Consider the following 21,588-nt stretch of genomic DNA (forward strand, 5'->3'; position numbering starts at 1 on the left):
ACAAAACGCGCACTATTACACACCTAATTCTTCGCGTAGGAACTTGGCAGTATGGCTATCTTTATGCCGTGCCACTTCTTCGGGTGTGCCTTGGGCAATCAATGTACCGCCTCTAAAACCGCCTTCTAGACCAATATCAATAATATTATCGGCCACTTTTATTACATCCAAATTGTGCTCAATTACTAATACCGTATTTCCTTTATCTACTAGCTTTTGCAACACTTCCAACAGTACTCGTATGTCTTCAAAATGAAGCCCTGTAGTAGGCTCGTCTAAGATGTAAAATGTTTTCCCAGTATCGCGTTTGCTAAGCTCTGCAGAAAGTTTTACGCGCTGCGCCTCGCCACCGCTGAGCGTAGTACTGCTTTGGCCTAAACGCAAATAACCTAAACCCACATCTGCCAAGGTTTTCAACTTGGGGAAGATTGCAGGTACAGCCTCAAAAAATTCCAGCGAATCTTCCACCGTCATATTCAGCACATCGCTGATGCTTTTCCCTTTATAGCGTACTTCTAGTGTTTCGCGATTGTAGCGCTTACCGTTACACTTCTCGCAGGTTACTTCTACATTGGGCAAGAAATTCATTTCAATTACTTTCATGCCGCCACCGTGGCATTCTTCGCAGCGCCCACCCTTTACGTTGAACGAAAAACGCCCCGGTTGGTAACCTCTAATTTTTGCTTCAGGCAATTGTGCATAGAGCTTGCGTATTTCATCAAACACTTTAATATAAGTAACCGGATTGCTGCGTGGAGTTCTGCCAATGGGGCTTTGGTCTATTTCTATTACTTTATCTATGTGTTCTATCCCTCGAATTTCTTTGTATGCCAGCGGTTTTAAATTGCTTCTATAAAAATGCGAAGAAAGAATGGGATATAGCGTTTCGTTGATAAGCGTGGATTTTCCACTACCACTAACACCCGTTACACCAATAAAAGTACCTAATGGAAATTTTACAGAAATGTTTTTGAGGTTATTGCCTTTTGCCTGTATAAGCTCCAAAAGTTTGCCGTTTCCTTTCCTACGCATTGCAGGAATTTCAATAGCTTTTCTATTACTCAAATACTGAGCCGTAGTGGTATTTAATTTCACGAAATTTGCCGGAGTACCGTGTGCCACAATTTTACCTCCATGTTCGCCTGCTGCCGGTCCAATATCAATAATGTAATCGCTTTCGAGCATAATTTCTTTATCGTGCTCCACTACTAACACACTGTTGTTGTTGCCGGCAAGTTTGCGCAATGCTTGAATCAGCTGCCTATTATCGCGCTGGTGTAAGCCAATACTTGGCTCATCTAAAATATACGTAATGCCGCTCAACTCTGCTCCAATCTGCGTAGCAAGACGAATACGCTGAGCCTCGCCACCACTAAGACTTTTTGCCGGGCGGTCGAGCGCCAAATAATCTAAACCTACATCTAAAATAAAACCGATTCTTGCTCTAATTTCTTTTAGCAACTCACGGGCTATAGTTTGCTGGCGCTCACTTAACTTATCCTCTACCTGTGCAAACCAATTTGCCAATTCACTAATGTCCATTGCCGCTAATTCGCCAATGTGCTTATCGTTCAACTTAAACCAAAGCGATTCTTTTTTTAGCCTGTAACCGCTACACGATGGGCAGTTTATCTTATCCATAAACCCTTCTGCCCAATTGCGAATGCTTTCGCTGGAAGTAAAACGGAAACAGCGCTTGAGTAATCCCACTACGCCTCCTTTTTGAAGCGTGTACCAGCGGTCGTCAAACCCGCTAATATCTTGAAACTCTTCTTCCGAAAAATCGCTTTCGCCATCGCCAAATAGTATAAGATCTAAAAATTCTTTAGGAACCTTTTTAATGGGTGTACTCAAACTAAACTGGTGCTTTTTTGCCATTGCTTCCAACTCGCGATATAAGCCTGCTTCACGTTTTTCGCCAATTGGCAAAATGCCGCCTTCGTTTATACTTTTATTTTTATCGGGCACAATGGTGGCTTCTTGTACTTCATAAATTGCACCCAAACCATTACAAGTGGGGCAAGCACCATAAGGTGAGTTAAAAGAAAATGTATTGGGCGATGGCTCTTCATACGAAATACCGGAATCTACACACATCAAATGCTTGCTAAATCCAAATAACTCGTTGGTATCGGCATCGAGCATTTGCATAAGACCTTTGCCTTGCTTCATACATAACTGCACACTCTGGCGAATACGGTCTATTGCATCTTGCTCAATCACCAAACGGTCTATAATAATTTCAATATCGTGTACTTTAAAACGATCGAGCTGCATTTTAGGTTTCACATCAACTACTTCGCCATCTACACGTACTTTTAGGTAGCCCTGTTTGCGTACATTTTCAAACAATTCGCGGTAGTGGCCTTTCCGACCACGTATTACAGGTGCCAAAAGCATAGCGTGCTTGCCTTGGTGTTGCTCCAATAAGTTTTCAATTATTTGCTCTTCGGTAAATTTCACCATCCGCTTTCCCGTATTATAGGAATAAGCATAGGCAGTACGCGCATACAGCAAACGTATAAAATCGTAAATTTCGGTAATGGTGCCTACCGTAGAGCGTGGATTGCGGTTAGTACTTTTTTGTTCAATTGAAATAACTGGCGATAGTCCGGTTATTTTATCTACATCGGGGCGCTCCATGCTGCCAATAAACTGGCGTGCATAAGCAGAAAAACTATCTAAGTATCTACGTTGCCCTTCAGCATAAATAGTATCGAATGTAAGTGAACTTTTACCGCTTCCGCTAATACCTGTAATTACCACAAACCTATTGCGCGGAATAGAAACGTCTATATTCTTCAGGTTGTGAACCCTGGCTCCAAATACTTCAATAGTTTCGGGTTCTAATAGTGGTAGTTTGGTATGCGTATATTTGCCGGTAGTTTCAACCGATTGTACTTTCTTATCAGACTTAGTATTTCCAGTGTTTTTAGACATAAAGCGGTGCGAAAGTAATATAAAGAGTGGGCTTTAAACAAGGCATTATTCACTATGCCGAGTACTTACTTTTCTATACCCGAAAAACGGGCGTAGCGTTTGTATTGCTCCACTACGGTTTTGGTAATTTCGTAATCGGAATTGTACTTTAAAAACTCAATTGGAAGGTTTAAGAAGTCTATAAAATTATCGTAATAATCTTCAGGAATATTTACCACTTTGTTATCGCGATAAAAATCGAAGAGCGCATAGAATAATTTCCTCCTGTTATCTTCTATAATTTGGGTTCTAAGTTTCTTTTTCTGCCTTGTTTCATCGCTCAGCAAATCGTAAATGGCACTAATTGGGCTGGTAAATGGTTCAATTTTTGGAGGGTCGAGTTCGCGTGGAGTTTCACCCAGTTTTTTCCTTTCTTCTTCAATTTTATTCAAATCTTTTTTGGGTCTAATAATTACCGGTTTAGATTCGGCATACATCATCTGCATTTGAAAATACAACGAGTAGCGCTCTTGTGGCAGCGAATCTGCCAGCGAAAATTTAATGGTTTGGTAGCCCGGTAGAAACAAGAAAAAAGTATCGCTTTTTTCGCCCTGAAAACTAAAGGTACCATCGGTGGCAGAAACATACGTAACACCAATTTTAGGGTAGATAATACTCACACTGCCCAAACCGCGTTTGCTATCGGCATCGGTTATTCTTCCCGAAATTGTAACTTGCGCCTTTGTAACACAGAAAACAGCAAGTAGAAGCACCAAAAAAGCGCCCGACCTTTTTACCATTGAAATCAAATAAAGCGAAACCTGCAACAAAATAGTATGTGTTATGTTTTTTTTAATTTAAAGATGGTATGAACAAGTTTCTGCTTACAAGTGAAATTAAAGCGCAAGCCAAGTCCTTGGGTTTTGTTTCATGCGGCATTGCCAAGGCAGTGGAGCTAACCAACGAAGCAAGGTATTTAGAAAATTGGTTGAACCAGCAAAAGCATGGCACCATGCACTATATGGCCAACCATTTCGACAAACGTATTGATCCGCGCCAATTGGTTGAAGGAGCAAAAAGTATAATTGTGTTGGCTACTAACTACTACACGCCATTAAAGCAGGTTGAAGATGCTCCCAAAATATCTATGTATGCGTTGGGCGAAGATTACCACCATGTGGTAAAAGAGAAACTGTTTCAACTCCTTCAATTTATTGAGTCTAAAACAGGAAAGATTGCGGCACGGTGCTTTGTAGATTCGGCTCCGGTGTTAGAAAAAGCATGGGCACAACGAGCAGGTATTGGTTGGGTAGGCAAGAACTCGCTCTTACTCACCAAACGCTCCGGCTCTTACTATTTTTTAAGTGAAATTATCTGCGACATTGAACTGGAATACGATAGTCCGGTAAAAGATTTTTGCGGCAATTGCACCAAATGTATAGATGCCTGCCCCACGCAAGCTATTGAAAGTCCCTACCGCCTCGATGCTTCTAAATGCATATCGTATTTTACAATTGAACACAGAGGAGAAACCTTACCTGCGCAAATGAAAGGCAAGTTTGAAAACTGGATGTTTGGCTGCGATATATGCCAGCAAGTTTGCCCTATAAATACACAAGCGCAACCGCATAACGAACCGTTGTTTACACCAAAAAATGAATTGTTGCAGAAAACAACAACAGAATGGCAATCACTTACAGAAGATTCTTTTAAAGTACTATTTAAGAACTCTCCTGTAAAACGAACAAAGTTTGCCGGGCTTACCAGAAATATACAATTCTTAAGCGAGTAAACAGTGATGCAGCCTCTAACTACATGCTACTTCTTTTCTCTAATTGTAGGAAACTAAAATTAAATGCGTGTTTATCGTCTTTAGAAAAGTGTTCTTGTTCCGTTAGCACAAAATCGGCATTGTTCCATGCTGGAAAAAACGCATCTGCATCGGGGAATGTTCCTTCTACTTTTGTGATATAGAGTGTGGTGGCAAGTGGCATTGCCAAAGCATAAATTTCGCCACCACCAATAATCATCAGCGCTGTGTCACCTGCGGTTGCTGCAATTTGTATTCCGTCTTCTATTGAATGCACCACTTTACAACCTTGTGCCGTATAATACTTATTACTAGTGAGTACAATATTTTCTCTGCCGGGCAACGGGCGAAATTTTGCAGGGATACTCTCATAAGTTTTGCGTCCCATGAGTACATGATGCCCAAGTGTAATCTCTTTAAAGCGTTTTAAATCTGCCGGCAAGTGCCATAGCAAATTACCGTGAGCGCCAATTTCATTATTACTTCCGATGGCTGCTACCAATGCAATTTTCATAACGCTTATATATTATTACTTTATCTGCCAACTACACTTCTAGCAATAAGTTCCTTCATAATTTCATTAGTGCCTGCATAGATACGTTGTACACGTGCATCGGCCCATGCTCGTCCTGCAAGATATTCCCACATATAGCCATAACCTCCGTGTAATTGCACACACTCATCGGCTACTTTGCATTGCATTTCAGTAAGCCACAACTTGCAGGCGCTGGCAGCTTCTTGCGATAGTTTTTTCTCGCAATGTAATTCTAGGCAGCGATCGGCAAAGGTTCTACCCACGGCTATCTCTGTGGCCATTTCTGCCAATTTAAAGCGTGTATTTTGCAATGCCGAAATTGGTTTGCCAAATGCCACACGGTCTTGCGTGTATTGCACCGTAGCTGCCAATACTGCTTCAGATAATGCAATGGCACCCAAACCAACTACTAAACGCTCTTGCGAAAGTTCAGTCATTAAATACTTAAAGCCCTCTCCTTCTTTTCCTATTAAATTTTCTTTGGGTACTTCTACATTTTCAAGAAATAATTCGCAAGTATCTTGAGCATGCAAACCCACCTTTTCAAAAGGCTTTCCTTTACTGTAGCCTTTCATGCCGGTTTCTACCAAGAATAAACTTATTCCTTTTGCACCTTGTGTTGGGTCGGTTTTTGCAGCTACTATGGCAATATCGCTCAAATATCCGTTGGTAATAAAAGTTTTTGAGCCGTTGAGTAAGTAATAATCGCCTTTGTTGATGGCCGTTGTGCGCATTCCTTGTAGGTCGCTGCCGGCACCGGGCTCTGTCATGGCAATGGCTGCAATAGCTTCGCCAGTAACCATTTTAGGCAACCATTTTTTCTTTATTGCCTCGCTTCCGTAGTGTTCAATGTAGGGACACACAATATCTGAATGTAAAGGATAGCCTACTGCCGGACCTCCACAACCTGTACGCCCTAACTCTTCTATAAATATGGCATTGTATCTAAAATCTTTTATTCCCAATCCTCCGTACTGCTCATCCACCTGCATACATAAAAATCCTGCTTCGCCCAACTTTTGCCAGCTCTCTCGGCTCACCATTTTATTCTTTTCCCAAGTGGGATTGTGTGGTGTAATTTCTTTGGCTGCAAAATCTCTTACGCTTTGTGCAAAAAGTAATTGCTCTTCGTTGTAAATGGTGCGTTCTAATTTCATATTCTTCTAAAATATTATGCTGCGAGTTTATTACTTTTTATGTGTTGATAGCACTTTACGGTAAAATATTTTGAGCAACATAATCACAACCTTATCATCAACACATCCCAACGCATTAGATAGCTTCGCGCAAGCTCAAATAATATAGGCAATTGAAAGATTAACTTTCGCAATCAGGCTTCTTTAGTTTTTTTAAGGCAACTATAAAATCTCTGTATTACTTTTGCCTTAGTGAAAATAACAAGCAGCCCTTTTTATTGGTTAGTGTCTTTACTGCTTACTTTCCATTGCTTGGGAGTAACCCAATTGGCTGCCGCCTATTCAATTGATAAAGATGCCTTTATTGTTATGATGAATATGGCAGAAGAAGAAACGCACAAAGAAACCGATAACAGCCAATCTAGCAGTTCGGAGTATGAACATAAACATGGCATTGCACAGCACTATTGCGATGAAGGTGGTTTTATTTACCAATTTGTAACCCGCAACGAAAGGGTGGTACATCAATTTATTTCGGAGCAAACTTCGCCCCCTCCCAACTTTATATCTTAAGTAATTCTGTTTACAGCAACTATAGTATGCTATAGTTTTTGCTGTGCCTTTTCAAATTTTCTAATTGAATAGCGGCTCAAAAACAATACTGTTTTTTAGGTTGCTGTTCTTACTAAAATTCAAACAAATGCCTAAGATATATCAAGATATTTTCATCAATAATAAGAAATGGGTTAAAGAAAAACTTGCGCAAGACCCTGCCTATTTTACCACACTTTCTAAAGGACAAAAGCCTCCTATTTTATGGATTGGCTGTTCCGATAGCCGCGTACCTGCTAACGATATTACCGGAACCCAGCCGGGCGAAATTTTTGTACACCGCAATATTGCCAATATGGTAATACATACCGATATGAGCATGCTAAGTGTATTAGATTATTCTATCAATATACTAAAAGTAAGCCATATTATAGTTTGTGGGCATTATGGTTGTGGAGGCATAACTGCAGCTCTCGGTAATAAACAAGTAGGCTTAATTGATAACTGGCTGCGCCATATAAAGGATGTGTACCGTTTACACAAAGCTGAACTTGATGCCATTGAAGATTCTGAAGCACAACACCGCAGAATGGTAGAATTAAATGTAGAAGAGCAAGTGCTCGATCTTGCCAAAACTTCTATCGTGCAAAACGCATGGGCGCGCGGGCAGTTTTTGCAAGTACACGGACTAGTGTACGACATCAACAATGGCCTACTAAAAGACCTCAACGTAACTGTTGACGATACTCAGGAAATAGATACCGTTTACAAATTTGAATTAGCCTAATCATGAAAAATCGTAGCTTTTTTGCAGAATGGAAATCGGATTTACCTTCTGGATTAGTAGTGTATTTGGTGGCACTGCCACTCTGCCTTGGTATAGCTGCAGCAGCTACGGGGCGTCCAGATTTACTCTTTTCGGGTGTTATTGCGGGCATTGTTGGAGGAATTGTTGTTGGTTCTTTTAGCGATTCGCAACTGGGCGTTTCTGGACCTGCTGCAGGTTTAGTAACAATTGTACTAACCGGAATTTCAACCATCGGGAGCTTTGAAGCCTTTTTACTGGCAGTGGTATTAGCCGGAGCTATTCAATTTATTGCAGGTGTGCTAAAAGCCGGAGTTATTGGCTATTATTTTCCCTCATCGGTAATTAAAGGAATGCTGGCAGCTATCGGTATCACACTAATACTCAAGCAATTGCCACATGCGTTGGGGTACGATAAGGATTTAATGGGTAATATGGACTTTGCTACACAAGATCACCACAATACCTTTACAGAATTGTATTATGCCATAAAGTTTAGCAGCATGGGAGCTATCGTAATTGCTATTGCCTCGCTGCTTTTACTGGTACTTTTCGATAAGCCTTTTATGAAAAAGTTTGGCCTGTTTAAGTTTCTGCCGGGGTCTTTAATTGTGGTTTCTATTGGCATATTCACCAATATCGCTTTCCAAGTTTGGAATCCATCGCTGGCACTCAGTGGCGACCATTTGGTACAATTGCCCGTAGCCGACAGTATTGCCGATTTTGTAGGATTCTTCACCTTGCCCGATTTTTCGCAACTTACCAATTGGAAAGTATATCAGTTTGCATTTACATTGGCATTGGTTGCTAGTTTAGAATCCTTGCTAAGTGTAGAGGCCACCGACAAGTTAGACCCTTTTAAGCGAAATACCTCTACCAACAAAGAATTAAAGGCACAAGGGCTTGGAAATATGGTATCGGGCATGTTGGGCGGCTTGCCAGTTACACAAGTTATTGTGCGCAGTTCTGCCAATATAAATGCCGGAGGAAAAACCAAATTAGCAACCATTATTCACGGCATCATCCTGCTGCTATCTGCAATCTTTATTCCTAAGTATCTTAACTACATACCTATGGCTTCACTGGCGGCTATACTACTTTTGGTGGGCTACAAACTCACTCAGTTTTCGCTCATTAAAGGTATGTATCGTTTAGGATGGGAACAATTTATCCCATTTGCTGTTACCATTATTGCTATCATCTCTACCGACTTATTACGAGGCATTGCAGTAGGTTTATGTGTGGCAATTTTTTACATTATACGGAAAAACCATAACCACTCCTATAGATACGAAAAAGTAGCAGAGGCAGGTAAGGATTCTATCCGTTTAACACTTTCTGAAGAGGTTTCGTTTTTAAACAAAGGAAGTATCTGGGGAATGTTGCACAACCTACCCAATGGCAGCAAGGTAATTGTGGATGGATCGCGCTCAGCTTATATTGACTACGATGTTGTTGAAGCACTGCATGATTTTAAAAACCATTCGGCAGTATTGAAAAACGTTACAGTAGAACTTATTGGCATTCCGGAAACAGAAAAAGTAGGAACCCACTAACTTTGTGTGTTCACTAACCTATATAAAAGAAGAGGCTGCCAATTGGCAGCCTCTTCTTTTATTGTTGTAAAAGGAAATAAACTATGCTCCTAATGTAATATTGCCGGTAATTATTCCTACAACCATTGCTCCCACCATTGCTGCCACTAATGCAATAAGCCAAGTGCTTAACTTGCGGTAGCGCTGTTCATTTGCCGAAGATTCCCATTGTTTGCGTATTTTGCCGATAATAAAATCTAACCTTGCAAACGCTGCTTCGCCCTTTACGATATAATCGAAAGCACCATAGCGCATAGTATCTACTGCCACATCAATGCTATCTTGCCCGCTGTACATAATTACCTCTACATCTGTATTCTTATCCTTCACTCGTTTTAAAATATCAATACCTTCCATGGCAGATTTATCAACAGAATTTAAGTTGTAATCGAGTACTAATATATCTGGAGCATCGGTTTCTAACTCTTTTAATAAGCCTTCGCCTGTATTGTATAATTTTACTGAATAACCTTTACCTGTAAGATGGTCTTTTACCATTTCGCCTTGCATGGTATCGTCTTCTACTACGTAAACTTTTAAAGGATTTGCCATTGCTTTTGTTTTTTATTGGTTTGTTTTATTGATTACATTTTAGAAACAGCCTGTGCTAACTCTTCGCAGGCTTTGGTGCATTCTACTTTAAAATAGTCTATTTTAGAGGGTAATTGGTCTGTATTGGTTTTGCTTCCTGCAAATAGCTCTATTTCCTTAATGGTTGTTTCTAAATGCTTAATACCCATATAGCTCACTTGCGGTTTTAGTGAATGTGCTACTACTTTTAATTCCTCGTAGCGTTTTTCGGTATTCATTACTTCCATATCTGCAATGCTCTTGGGAGCAATATCTAAAAACATGGAAATGTACTTTTTCATTTTGGCGTTATCGCCTTTGGTGAAATTTAATAGGAAAGATAAATCGGTTAATGCCATTTTAAAATGATATGCTAAACTAAATTAAAAAAGAACTTTGCAAACTTAATTTGTGAAGGCTGCAATTTTTTTCAACAATACCTCTGTATCAAAAGGTTTGGTTACAAAATCATACATACCCGCATCGTAGCACTTTGCTACTTCTTCTTTAATTGCATTGGCGGTAAGTGCAATAATTGGAATATTTTTAAGAGGGCTGCTTAATTGCCGTATTTGTCGCGTAGCTTCCAAGCCGTCCATTACCGGCATCATCATATCCATCAATACTACATCGTAAGGAAATTTCCGCTCCGCTTCCCATGTTTGATTCTCGTATGCCTTTACTTTTTCTACTGCCTCTAATCCGTTTTCTGCAACTTCTATCACTACACCTTCTATGGCAGACTCTAATGTATCTACTGCTACCATTTGGTTAAAGGCATTATCTTCTACCAATAGAATTTTAAGGTTTGAAAGTTTTATTTGCTCATCTTTTCCTTTAGTTTCTAATGAGATAAGGGTGCCGATTGGGTATGTTATATTGAAGAAAAAAGTAGTGCCTTCGCCTACTTTACTGCGAACACCTATGGTGCCATTTTCTTGCATTTCAACTAATTTCTTTGAAATGGCCAACCCCAAGCCGGTGCCTCCGTATTTGCGTGTGGTATCGGAACTTGCCTGCGAGAAACTGTTGAAAAGCTTAGAAATTTGCTCTTCAGAAATTCCAATTCCGGTATCGGTAACTTCAAATAGCAGCGCTACTTTTTCAGTATCTTTTGAAGTTTCGGATACTTTTATGGTTACGGCTCCCTTTTCGGTAAACTTTATGGCGTTTCCGGCTAAATTTAAAAGTACTTGATTTAACCTAACGGAGTCGCCAATTAGAATATCGGCAACATTTTCAGGCACTTCAAGTTTCATTTGCAAGCCTTTTTCTTCTGCCTTAAAACGCAATGTATCTTGTACAGTTTGTAGGGTTTCTTTAAGCGAAAAAGGAATGGTTTCTAACTCTAATTTTCCGGCTTCAATTTTTGAAAAATCTAAAATATCGTTGATAATAACCAATAAGTTTTCTGCCGATTTATTGATGCCGTTTAAGTAACGTAAATGTGTATCTTTTAAATCTTCTAGCTGTAAGCAAAGGCGTGTCATTCCTAAGATTGCGTTCATGGGCGTGCGAATTTCGTGGCTCATGTTTGCCAAAAATTCTTGCTTTAAACTTGCTACTTGTTCGGCTTGTTCACGTCTTTGGCGCTCTACTTCATACTGTGTGCGGGCTTCGCGGGCTTGGTGTTCAAAGCGAATTTCCTTTATGGATTTTTCGAGTGTGGCTTTTAAATCGTTGGCATCTAATGGTTTGGTAAGAAAATCGAAAGCGCCATTATTCATAGCGGTTCGTATGCGTTGCATATCGCTGTATGCCGTAATTACCACGCTTTTTACTAAGCGGTTTACCTCTTCATTTATTTTTGAGAGCAGTGTAAGCCCGTCCATTTCCGGCATGTTTATGTCGGTCATTACGAGTTCTATATCTGTATCTCTTTTAATTTTCTCAATTGCTTCTACTCCGTTTTGTGCAAAATCGAGCTCACAAACGCCTTCTTTAACTAAGTTGCGAAGCCGTTGAGTAATGAGTGGTTGAACATCCGGCTCATCGTCCACAACTAAAATTTTTATTGGCTTAATAACTCCTTGTAATTCACTCATGCTATTGATTTAAACGTCTGACAAAATTTTCTCTTTTAACAACTTAAAATCTACCGGTTTAGTAAAAAAATCGTCTGCTCCTTTGCGCTCGGCTTCACTCATATATTGTTCATTTCCGTAGGCAGAAATCATCATTACTTTCTTATTGGGATATTGCGATTTTATCTTCTCCAACAGTTCTAATCCTGTCATTCCCGGCATATTGATGTCGGAGAGTATAATAATGATGTCTTGGTTTGAAACATCTTCTAATTCCTTTAATGCTGCTACTCCGGAATTGGCAAAATGCAAATTTACTCTGCCTTCATTGCTTTCTTTTCTAAACCGCTGACGGAAGAGTAGTTCTACGTCTTCTTCATCGTCCACAACTAAAATTCTCAGAGCCATAGTTTTGTGTTTTTATGTAATTGGTAATGTAATTTCAAACAGTGCAAATTCGCCTTCTTGAGCCTCTACTTTCATACTGCCGTTGTGCAGCTTAACAATGATATCGTGGCTTATAGAAAGTCCGAGTCCGGTTCCTTCTCCGGTTGGTTTGGTGGTGAAAAACGGATTGAACAATTTTTGTTTCACTTCTTCGCTCATACCCAAACCGTTGTCGTAAATGGCAATAAGTACTTTATCGCCTTCGGTTTTGGTAGATATTCGCAAAGTGGGTAGATAATCTTTAACTTGTAATGGTATCTTTTTACCAATGGAGTAAAAGCTATTGTTAAACATATTCAGCAATACCCTACCTAAATCTTGCTTTACCAATTTCACTTTAGGAAGCTCACTATCAAATACTTGTTCAATACGGCAGTTGAAATCTTTGTTGGTAGCGCGCATACCATGATAAGCCAAATTCACAAATTCTTTCAGCAATTCGTTTAAGTCGGTTGGCTCTTTTTCGCCCTTTTGTTCACGGCTGTGTTGTAGCATATTCTTAACGATGCTGTCTGCGCGTTTTCCGTGATGATGTATTTTGGTGAGGTTTTGGGTGAGGTCGCCAGCAATGGCTTTTATATCTTCCATATCGCTCGACTCTTTCATTTCTTCTAATAACTCGAGTGAAAGGTCGGCAAAGTTATTTACAAAGTTTAGCGGGTTTTGAATTTCGTGTGCAATACCTGCTGTAAGCTGCCCAAGTGAGGCTAATTTTTCCTGCTGAACTAATTGTGTTTGTGTTGCCTTCAACTCTTCTAGCGCTTTTGCCAATTCGGTATTGGCTCTGTTTTTGGCACGTATTTGCCTAATAACTACAAACACGAATAGCAGCATTACAACTACTGCTGCAATTAAAATAATTCCTATAACACGCTGCTGCTTAATGCGCAAATCATTGTTTTCCTTTTCTTTTTCTAATGCTTGAATTTGGCTTTGGGTGGCAACCGAAATGGCTTTTAATCTTTCTATTTCTGCCTCTCTTGCTTCAGAAAGGGAGTCGCTGCCCACTGAATTTTGCAGTTGAAGTTCTTCAATACGTTTTTTATACGCCTCTAACTCCGTCATTTTGTTCTTTATGTCGTTATCGGCATTGCCTGTAGGTTTGGCAACTGGTGTAGGCACGGTATGCTGCACCACGGTTTTTCTATTTTCAACTGCTTTGGGTTGCTCAGGTAATGGGGCTGCTTCTATATCTTCTTGCTTTGCCTTTGCTTTTTTACTTGCCGATATGGTTGAAACTGCAAAATCTTCGATAGTTTTTGGTGTAGCTGGGGCTATGATGATTGTTTTTTTATCCTCGCTTTCAACCATTTTTTTACTTGCCTTTTTCCTAAGTTTTAGTGCCGATTTCACATCACCATTCATCTCAAAAATATCGGCATATACTAAGTAGGCATCGGCTTCTCCTTTTTTGTAGTTCAGTTGTATGGCTAAAGAAGTGGCTTTGTATAATAAACTCTTGGCTTCTTCTTCGCCTCCCTGCCCTTGGCTTTGCAGTATGGCTTTGGCTGAAGCATTAAGTTCATCAACCGTTGCAATATCTTGTGCAAAAACATTACTCAATAATAATAACAGCCCTAAGAATGGGACTAAAAATCGAACCCTATCGGAAATCATCTGTACAATTGTATGGTGTAAAGAAGAAGATTTTTGAGTTTCAAAACAAGTAGAGAACAAATTAAATAAACAGCTTTTTAAAAACCATTCATTTTAATCTTAAAAAATAAGCATCTATAACAAAAAAGCGGCTGCTCAATTGAGCAGCCGCTTACACAAACAAAGAGCCAAAACTTACTTAGTAACAAATAACTTTTTGCTCACAATAGAGTTACCATCGTTTGTTTTTACCACAACATACATTGGTTCGTTTATTTCTAACGATTTAGAATAAACTTTTCCATTAAAGTTTTCGTGGCTGATAACTTTACCCATTATATCGTAGATTACGATGGTGTGGGCTTCTTGCGCTGCCGCATTGCTAAAATCAACTACCACATTATTGTTGAAGCTAAATACTTTCATACTGTTGTTTTCAACTGTACTTACAGAACTTGGTGCTTCGTAATTAAAGTGCAGTACAAAACGTTCGTTTGCTTCACCTTTTACGGCAGAGAAAATATATTCCGGCTGTGCAGTTAAATTCTGCATTACACCTGCTTTCTTATCTTCCAAATAAACAGTTGTATTAGGAATTTCATCAAAACCTGTTCCTACAAACTGGAATGCACCGTTGCTTCCAGGATTAAATCCAAGTGGAATATTCGGAGTACTTGGCACATCGGGGTTGGTGTTAATAGAAGCCCAAGTAGCGCCAATAATTGAGTATAATGTTGGCTGGCCGTGGTAGCTGGAAAGTTTACCACCATCTGCATCTACATCAAAACCGGTAGTGGAGTTTGCATCGAAATTAAAATAAGTAATATCGGCAAATCCATTTCCTATCACCGATAAACTCATTTGGTGCTCCCCGTTCTTTTGGAATGTAGTTGTTGTTCTTGAACGATTAGCTGCATTTATTGTAAATGTTGCCGATCCACCTTGTATGGCTTTACGAGCCATAAATCCTTGAAACGGAGCCAACACATCGCTTCCGCTCATGGTAACAGGTTGGTAAGTTCCTGCAAATAAACCACTCGTATGCAATACCTGAATGGCATTTTCAAAATCGCCATTTACTGAGTAGTCCAAATCTAAAGATGCTGAATACGGATTACCCAATAAACTCCAACCACTTTCGTATTGGTTGCCTTGAGGTGTCATCATAGATGTCCAACCGATTCTGGTTAAGTTAGGTACAGTATAAGTAGCTCCTAAGTTTGGAGCACCGCTCAATGTTAATACTCCGGCAGAACTTTTTACCACAGAATAGCCGCGTGCATTATCTGCAGTACCGCTGCTTCTAACCTTCCATGCTTCTAAATGACAAGCAGTTACATGGCTTTCATCGTATTCAAATACACTGCCGTAGTTACTGCCATTAGCCAAATTCATTTCATCGCAATCGGGCTTTGGAGTAACCCACCCGCCATTTACGCCATAAGTTGGTGCAAATTGAGCTATTGCAACATTATTAATTGGGCTTGAGAAGAAATGCTGCTTATGCAAAGAAGGGTCGGTAGCATTATTATAGCCTCTCTCTGCAGAAATGTTACCGATAATAGAACCTGTAAAACCTGAACTGAAATTATCTAACATGGCAGCATTGCTAGCATCGGCCGATTTAAGCGTAAATGTACCTGCACTTACATCTATATTTCCTGCTTTTAACTCTAACGCTACTGTAGAGTTCACTACCGCACCCGCTGCTAATGCTGTTGTTCCTGAAGATTTATTCACTTGCAATGTGCTAAAAGTAGTTTTACCACTTATTGTTTGCGCACCCGTGCCATTAAACTCTACCCTTCCGGCTCCAATTGCAGCAGCCAAAGAACTTACGCCTCCATTCCAGTTACCACATACATTTAATGCACGAGTAGCGTTGATGGTTAATGTAACTCCATTGCTAATATTTATATTACCCACTGAGTAACTTGCAGATGAAATCTCCGGAGCATAAGGCGTACCGGCTGGTATAGTTACGTTTTTAGAACAACTGTTTGGCACTACCAAATCTGACCAGTTTCCGGCTGTAGCCCAATTTGTACTGGTAGCACCTTGCCAACAACCTGCTTCGGCAGCAGTTACCCATACAAAATCAGTTGCGGAAGGTTTAGAACTTCCATAACTATATACACGTACATAGTAAGTATTGCCTACTGTAAGCCCGGTAGCAACAATATCTTCAAAGGTATTTGTTGTATAATCATCTACACAAGTCACCTCTGTGCCATTACAAGCTCCAGAACGCAACTCTAAAACTGCATCGTAAGATGAAAAACAAGTAACATACATGGAAGATGCTGTAGCTACAAATTTATACCACACATCATCGTCTGCAGTACCGGCACAAGAACCCGCAGCCAAAGAGGAGGTTGCTCCACCTAAATTCTTAGTAGTATCTGGCAAAGAGCAATTGGTTAGCAATTTAGCTCCTGCACAATTATCGTTTGCCGGTGGAGGTGGCGGCACACTCAAGCATATTGAAAAGTTAGAGGTAACTCCTGAGCCGTAAGTATATGTACGCAACAAATAGGTTGAGCCTCCGGTAAGTCCGGTTATAGTTCCACTTTCCGGATCGTAACAACCAATGGATGTTCCGGGGCACGAACCACTAAACACTTGAATCATACGGTCTCCATTGCCTGAAATACTTGTATTGGCATAATTTACAGATGTATAACCGGCAGGAACCGTAAAGGTGTACCAAACATCGTCATCCTCTGTTCCTGAACACGTAGCATCAGCAGAACCGGTTGCTCCAGCTGTGTTTACTGTAACACTTGCACAAGTACCATCGGTTGGGATAGTTGGAAAGGCTACTGCTCCCGCACAATTATCGTTTGCCGGTGGAGGCAATACACATGCAATGTTAAAAGTTTGTGTGCTGGCAACAGCACTTTCAACATCTGCCATAATATAATATTTAGTACCTGCAGATAGCGTACCTAAGGAGCGATTTTGCAGTGGGGAATAATACCAACCTACACAAGACCACGAAGCAGCATCAGAACATCCTCCTGTATCTGTCTTAATATATACATCAACAAAATCTCCTGTTCCGGCTACTGTATTAGCTAAACTGTAAACTCCCGTAAGAGCTGGAGTGAAGCTATACAAAACCTCCTTACCGGGAGTAGCTACACACAAACCACTCGGAGTAGTATTCCATGAACCGGATCCGGCAGTTACATTAAACGCAAAATTAACGCCACATGTAATTGCCACAGCGGCAGAACAATCCATTGAGGTTGAAAAGCTGATAGGCCCCGCATTGGTACTATAGGTTGAACCAGCACAAACTTGACGCACATAATAATCGTAACCGGTTAATGCACTCAAACCACTTATTGTTCCTGTTAGTGTACTAGTAGTAATTACAGTACCACCGGTTCCCGCAGTGGCACCTGTACCCGGAGTAAAACCGGAAAGACCATATTCTACAATATAATTACCAGAACACGATGTACACGTAAAATTATAGTCTGCACTACTAGTAGTAATAGAAGTTGCAGCCGAAGCTGATGGTTGAATACAACTTGGTGCTACATCCACTCCAAAATCATCAAAACTTAAATACCAAGGATTAGAAGTAGCATTTACTCTAATGGCAAAATAGTAATCACCTGTTGTGCCTGGAGTAAATGAATATGTTTCTTGCTTGTAGGTTTTAGTAGTAACAGTACCGCTGGCTACAAATGAACTTCCTAACTGTGTAGCCCCTGCTGAACTTTGTGCTGAATTTACAAACACATCACCTGTCCAACCCGAATAAGTATCGCCTGCCCACCAAAACTTAAATTCATAGGCGGTACCGCCTGTCATAGTAAAGCCGGGTGTCCACACAAACTCATTAGTGGCAGAAAATGAATTTCTTAAAAACTGCGTACCTGAGCGAGCATCTGCATCGTAGGTAGAATTAGAGTTATTGGTTGTTACCCAATCACCATTTTCCTTTTTCCAGCAATTAGGAAAAGCTGGTATGGTTACGCCATCAAAATTTTCTGTCCATGGCAAGGCAGTTGCAACACAAGGCGTTGTAAACGATGCACTAGTAACCCAAGGGCTATAACTACCGCTTCCACAATCGCTGCGAACGTGTAAATAATAAGTTGTAACAGGAGCTAATCCGCTTACACTAGTACTAGTACCTGCAAAAGCAGTACCCGAAACCGGAGGTGTTGCAGAGGTGGTAACTGCATACTCATAACCATTAGAAGGTGCAGGCGATGGTGCAGTCCAACCAATATTGGCTGTTGTTGCTGTTGTTGGCGTACCTGACAAAGCTGTTGGAGACAAACATGAAGGTGCTACATCCACTCCAAAATCATCAAAACTTAAATACCAAGGATTAGAAGTAGCATTTACTCTAATGGCAAAATAGTAATCACCTGTTGTGCCTGGAGTAAATGAATATGTTTCCTGAACATAGGTTTTGGTAGTTGTAGTACCACTGGTTACAAATGAGGTTCCCAACTGAGTTGCACCCGATGAACTTTGTGCTGAGTTTACAAACACATCTCCTGTCCATCCTGACTCATTATCGCCAGCCCACCAAAACTTAAACTCATAGGTGGTACCGCTTGTCATAGTAAAGCTGGGCGTCCACACAAACTCATTAGTGGCAGACCAAGAATTTCTTAAAAACTGCGTACCTGAGCGAGCATCTGCATCGTAGGAAGAACTAGAGTTATTGGTTGTTGTCCAATCACCATTTTCCTTTTTCCAACAATTAGGAAAAGCAGGTATGGTTACGCCATCAAAATTTTCTGTCCATGGTAATGTAGCCGCAGCACAAGGCGTTGTAAACGAAGTGCTAGTAACCCAAGAGCTATAATCGCTACCACCACAGTAACTGCGAACATGCAAATAGTAGGTTGTAACAGGCGTTAATCCACTTACACTAGTACTAGTACCTGCAAAAGCAGTGCCCGAAACCGGAGGCGTTGCAGAGGTGGTAACCGCATACTCATAACCATTAGAAGGTGCTGGTGAAGGAGCTGTCCAGTTGATATTGGCAGTAGTTCCTGTGGTTGCTGTACCAGACAAGGCCAAAGGCGGCAAACATGAAGGCGGAGTTCCTGTAATATATGAGAACTGTATTTGTGGACGATTACTATTAGTAGTATTTGTGTTTACAGCACATTGTGCAGAGCCATCGCTTCTGACATATCTTGATCCATTCGTAAGTGAATGAACTCTTACTCCTCCATAAGGCGATACATATGGATTCGAACCTGTACAAATATCTATAAAAATATTATCTGTACCATTCCATACAAAATTGGTAGCAAAAGATACCATATCAAAACTACCCGCAGAAACAACAGTTGGGGTATAACTAAAAGCAGGCTTTACCGTAGTGCTGCTTGCCGCAATATGGGCTGCAGCATTAGTGGCAGAGGTATGACCAATTTTAATAGTATAGTTTGCCAATGTACCCGGACTCTCGGATACAGAAAAACCCAAGCCTGTCAGCTCATTATATGCAACCAAACCTGCAGCCGATAGTTCTGCCGCAGTATAAACTGTTTGATAATGCATATAGGCAAAATAATCATCTATAGGATCATTTCCTGTACCATTACTATTAGAACCGCCTGTACCAATTACGATGGTCTGTGCCCATCCGCTCGTTGCCCACAGCAACGCAGCTAGTAACAAAATTTTTGAGAGTAAAACTTTTCGCACCATAAATCCATAGTTTGTTAAATTAAGAGATATTGCGCAACAAATGTAAATAAACATTTTATTGTGGAAAAGAGCCACAGTTGAAGTTCAAATAAGACACCATCAATATCTTTCTTAAAAAACACACTATAACATATTCCCATCCTTTATACATAAGAAAGAAAGTAAAACTGTAACAGGATAAGACAATCGCAAGCAACTAAAAAATATAAAACACATGAATTTGCATTTCATATTTTTTTTCATAAGTTCACTCTGTGAATAAGATAAGTGAATTTAAGCATTTACCTGAACCGGATGAACTCAGCACTATTGAGAAACTAATATGGTGCTTAGATGATGCTCATTTTGAAACATTTGTTCAAATACTGGAGTCTCAAAATGCTAAATTATCTGCCAAATTGATTTCAACTATCAGAAAACAAGCAGAAAAAGAAAAATGGGGCAATTTATGTAAACTTGTGTATGGAGAAGATACTTCTAAGTTTCGCCAAAGCCTGAACCAACTTTCATCCTATACATTTAAGTTAAGTTACTATTTAGTACAAAATTACCCTGCTTACCTCCAAACCAATATACACACATTACAAAGGCTTGTTAATGATGGCAATATAAAAGTAGTAGACTTTTTATGTGAAATTCTTATAGATGTAGCCGAAAAAACTGAAGACTACGCCACTCTTAAATACATTTATCAAGTAAAGCAGCAGCAAGCATTTCTTTCAAAAGATATTACGCGCGGCAACCGCTACCAAGCACTCTTAAAAGGAGTAATGGAAGATGAATTAACACTCAATAATGTATATTATATCCAACGCTTCCATTTTAATATAAATAGCGACAAAGTAGCCAGCGATGAAGAAATAGCCGCCAACACCGCTTACCTTAAACCACTTACCAAACATCCGAGAGCCAATATCCGGCTACTGAGTATGTTTGTATTACTATATGTTAAATACTATTTCCAGCCAAAATCTTTTTCTAGCGAAAAAACAGTTAAAGAAATAGAGCTTTTTGAAAAAGAAATAAACCTGCAGAGCTATGTAGCATTTCCTCCACTTATGGATATGCTAAGTATCATGAACTTTTTAAAACTAAACTCACCCTTGGTGGACTTAGATTCCGCAGAAGGGCAAAAAGAGTTTAAGCAAATGCAACAACACTATAGCAAGGTTAGTTTTTGGAAGAGCTATTTGAATATACCCGAATTAAATATGCTTACGGTTAAAGCATCGTACTATCTATCTAAATACAGCAGTATAATACACGAAAGCAAACCCGATTTACTACCAAAAGAAATTGAAGAAGTTACCGAACTAAAAAAACGCTGCGAAGAAGTACTTGCCATGCCGGTAATGAACGAAAAAGGACACAATTCCGACCGCCTCTATATTTCGCTAACTTACGCATGCCTACTTTTACTCGGTACACAAAAAGAAATAAAACGCGCAGTAGAAATGATTGAAGGATTACTCTTCAGCTATCAACAATTAAACATCAATGCTAGCTTAGACAGCATTTTCTTATGCCTTATACTTGGCAACTTTGCCTTAAAAGACTACGACATGTGCGCCAAAACATTCGTACGCTACTCCAAACTATCTAAAGGAAAACCACTGTACGAAGACAACGATCTTAGCATACACATTTTGTATTATACCGCTCAACTACTTGCCACCGGACGCAAACAATACACAGCCAAACTTCAAAAATGCTTCGATACCGCATTCCAAAACGATTTTTTCCGCGACTCCCGTAAATTGTTGCAATCCTTAGCACAATCGTATAAACTAAAATTCGAGAGCGATTTTTTTGTTTCTCCTTGAAATAGATTTATAGGAAGCATTACATTCGCGCCACTTTTTTTATCTGTACCTTTTTGATGTTTCAAAATTGAAAGAAAAAGCC

Annotated in this window: 15 protein-coding genes; 5 read left to right on the forward strand and 10 right to left on the reverse strand. The window is 40.0% G+C overall.

Features of this window, described 5'->3' with window-relative positions; translation table 11 throughout:
• Nucleotides 1-15: 15 nt before the first annotated feature.
• Together uvrA and KF872_04750 are read right to left on the reverse strand one after the other, a co-directional pair.
• Nucleotides 16-2,940, reverse strand: a complete 2,925-nt coding sequence (uvrA, locus tag KF872_04745) for an excinuclease ABC subunit UvrA (protein MBX2902846.1) — start codon at nucleotides 2,938-2,940, stop codon at nucleotides 16-18.
• Nucleotides 2,941-3,005: 65 nt separating this feature from the next.
• Nucleotides 3,006-3,719 carry a hypothetical protein gene (locus KF872_04750; protein ID MBX2902847.1) on the reverse strand — a complete coding sequence of 238 codons (714 nt, stop codon included), beginning with the start codon at nucleotides 3,717-3,719 and terminating at the stop codon, nucleotides 3,006-3,008.
• A gap of 68 nt (nucleotides 3,720-3,787) precedes the next feature.
• On the opposite strand from KF872_04750, the gene queG reads away from it, so the two are divergent.
• Complete coding sequence (gene queG / locus KF872_04755) at nucleotides 3,788-4,711, forward strand: tRNA epoxyqueuosine(34) reductase QueG (GenBank protein MBX2902848.1); 924 nt, start codon at nucleotides 3,788-3,790, stop codon at nucleotides 4,709-4,711.
• Between the two features lie 19 nt (nucleotides 4,712-4,730).
• Here the strand turns inward: queG and KF872_04760 are convergent, their stop codons facing one another.
• Nucleotides 4,731-5,243, reverse strand: coding sequence for a dihydrofolate reductase (locus KF872_04760; GenBank protein MBX2902849.1), 513 nt, complete (start codon nucleotides 5,241-5,243; stop codon nucleotides 4,731-4,733).
• Between the two features lie 20 nt (nucleotides 5,244-5,263).
• Nucleotides 5,264-6,421, reverse strand: a complete 1,158-nt coding sequence (locus KF872_04765; GenBank protein MBX2902850.1) for an acyl-CoA dehydrogenase family protein — start codon at nucleotides 6,419-6,421, stop codon at nucleotides 5,264-5,266.
• A 231-nt stretch (nucleotides 6,422-6,652) separates the two neighbouring features.
• On the opposite strand from KF872_04765, the gene KF872_04770 reads away from it, so the two are divergent.
• The 3 genes from KF872_04770 to KF872_04780 all read left to right on the forward strand — a co-directional run bounded on the left by KF872_04770 (nucleotide 6,653) and on the right by KF872_04780 (nucleotide 9,313).
• Nucleotides 6,653-6,973 (forward strand): hypothetical protein, encoded by a 321-nt coding sequence (locus KF872_04770; GenBank protein ID MBX2902851.1) that lies wholly within the window; start codon nucleotides 6,653-6,655, stop codon nucleotides 6,971-6,973.
• Nucleotides 6,974-7,100: 127 nt separating this feature from the next.
• Nucleotides 7,101-7,739 (forward strand): carbonate dehydratase, encoded by a 639-nt coding sequence (can, locus tag KF872_04775; GenBank protein ID MBX2902852.1) that lies wholly within the window; start codon nucleotides 7,101-7,103, stop codon nucleotides 7,737-7,739.
• Nucleotides 7,740-7,741: 2 nt separating this feature from the next.
• A complete protein-coding gene (locus tag KF872_04780) occupies nucleotides 7,742-9,313 on the forward strand; it encodes a SulP family inorganic anion transporter (GenBank protein ID MBX2902853.1) in 1,572 nt (523 codons plus the stop codon).
• Between the two features lie 81 nt (nucleotides 9,314-9,394).
• Here KF872_04780 and KF872_04785 read toward each other — a convergent pair whose 3' ends face one another.
• The 6 genes from KF872_04785 to KF872_04810 all read right to left on the reverse strand — a co-directional run bounded on the left by KF872_04785 (nucleotide 9,395) and on the right by KF872_04810 (nucleotide 19,653).
• Nucleotides 9,395-9,904 carry a response regulator gene (locus KF872_04785; protein MBX2902854.1) on the reverse strand — a complete coding sequence of 170 codons (510 nt, stop codon included), beginning with the start codon at nucleotides 9,902-9,904 and terminating at the stop codon, nucleotides 9,395-9,397.
• A gap of 32 nt (nucleotides 9,905-9,936) precedes the next feature.
• On the reverse strand, nucleotides 9,937-10,281 hold the full coding sequence (locus tag KF872_04790) for a hypothetical protein (GenBank protein ID MBX2902855.1): 345 nt from the start codon (nucleotides 10,279-10,281) through the stop codon (nucleotides 9,937-9,939).
• Between the two features lie 45 nt (nucleotides 10,282-10,326).
• Nucleotides 10,327-11,967, reverse strand: coding sequence for a response regulator (locus KF872_04795; GenBank protein ID MBX2902856.1), 1,641 nt, complete (start codon nucleotides 11,965-11,967; stop codon nucleotides 10,327-10,329).
• A gap of 9 nt (nucleotides 11,968-11,976) precedes the next feature.
• Nucleotides 11,977-12,348 carry a response regulator gene (locus tag KF872_04800; GenBank protein ID MBX2902857.1) on the reverse strand — a complete coding sequence of 124 codons (372 nt, stop codon included), beginning with the start codon at nucleotides 12,346-12,348 and terminating at the stop codon, nucleotides 11,977-11,979.
• An 18-nt stretch (nucleotides 12,349-12,366) separates the two neighbouring features.
• Nucleotides 12,367-13,227: a two-component sensor histidine kinase gene (locus KF872_04805; protein ID MBX2902858.1), complete on the reverse strand. Its 861-nt coding sequence runs from the start codon at nucleotides 13,225-13,227 to the stop codon at nucleotides 12,367-12,369.
• A gap of 957 nt (nucleotides 13,228-14,184) precedes the next feature.
• A complete protein-coding gene (locus KF872_04810) occupies nucleotides 14,185-19,653 on the reverse strand; it encodes a fibronectin type III domain-containing protein (GenBank protein MBX2902859.1) in 5,469 nt (1,822 codons plus the stop codon).
• 284 nt (nucleotides 19,654-19,937) lie between these two features.
• Between KF872_04810 and KF872_04815 the strand changes: the two genes are divergently transcribed.
• Nucleotides 19,938-21,506: a hypothetical protein gene (locus KF872_04815; GenBank protein ID MBX2902860.1), complete on the forward strand. Its 1,569-nt coding sequence runs from the start codon at nucleotides 19,938-19,940 to the stop codon at nucleotides 21,504-21,506.
• Nucleotides 21,507-21,588 lie beyond the last annotated feature (82 nt).

The sequence above is a fragment of the Chitinophagales bacterium genome (genome assembly GCA_019638515.1).
Classification (GTDB): domain Bacteria; phylum Bacteroidota; class Bacteroidia; order Chitinophagales; family LD1; genus UBA7692.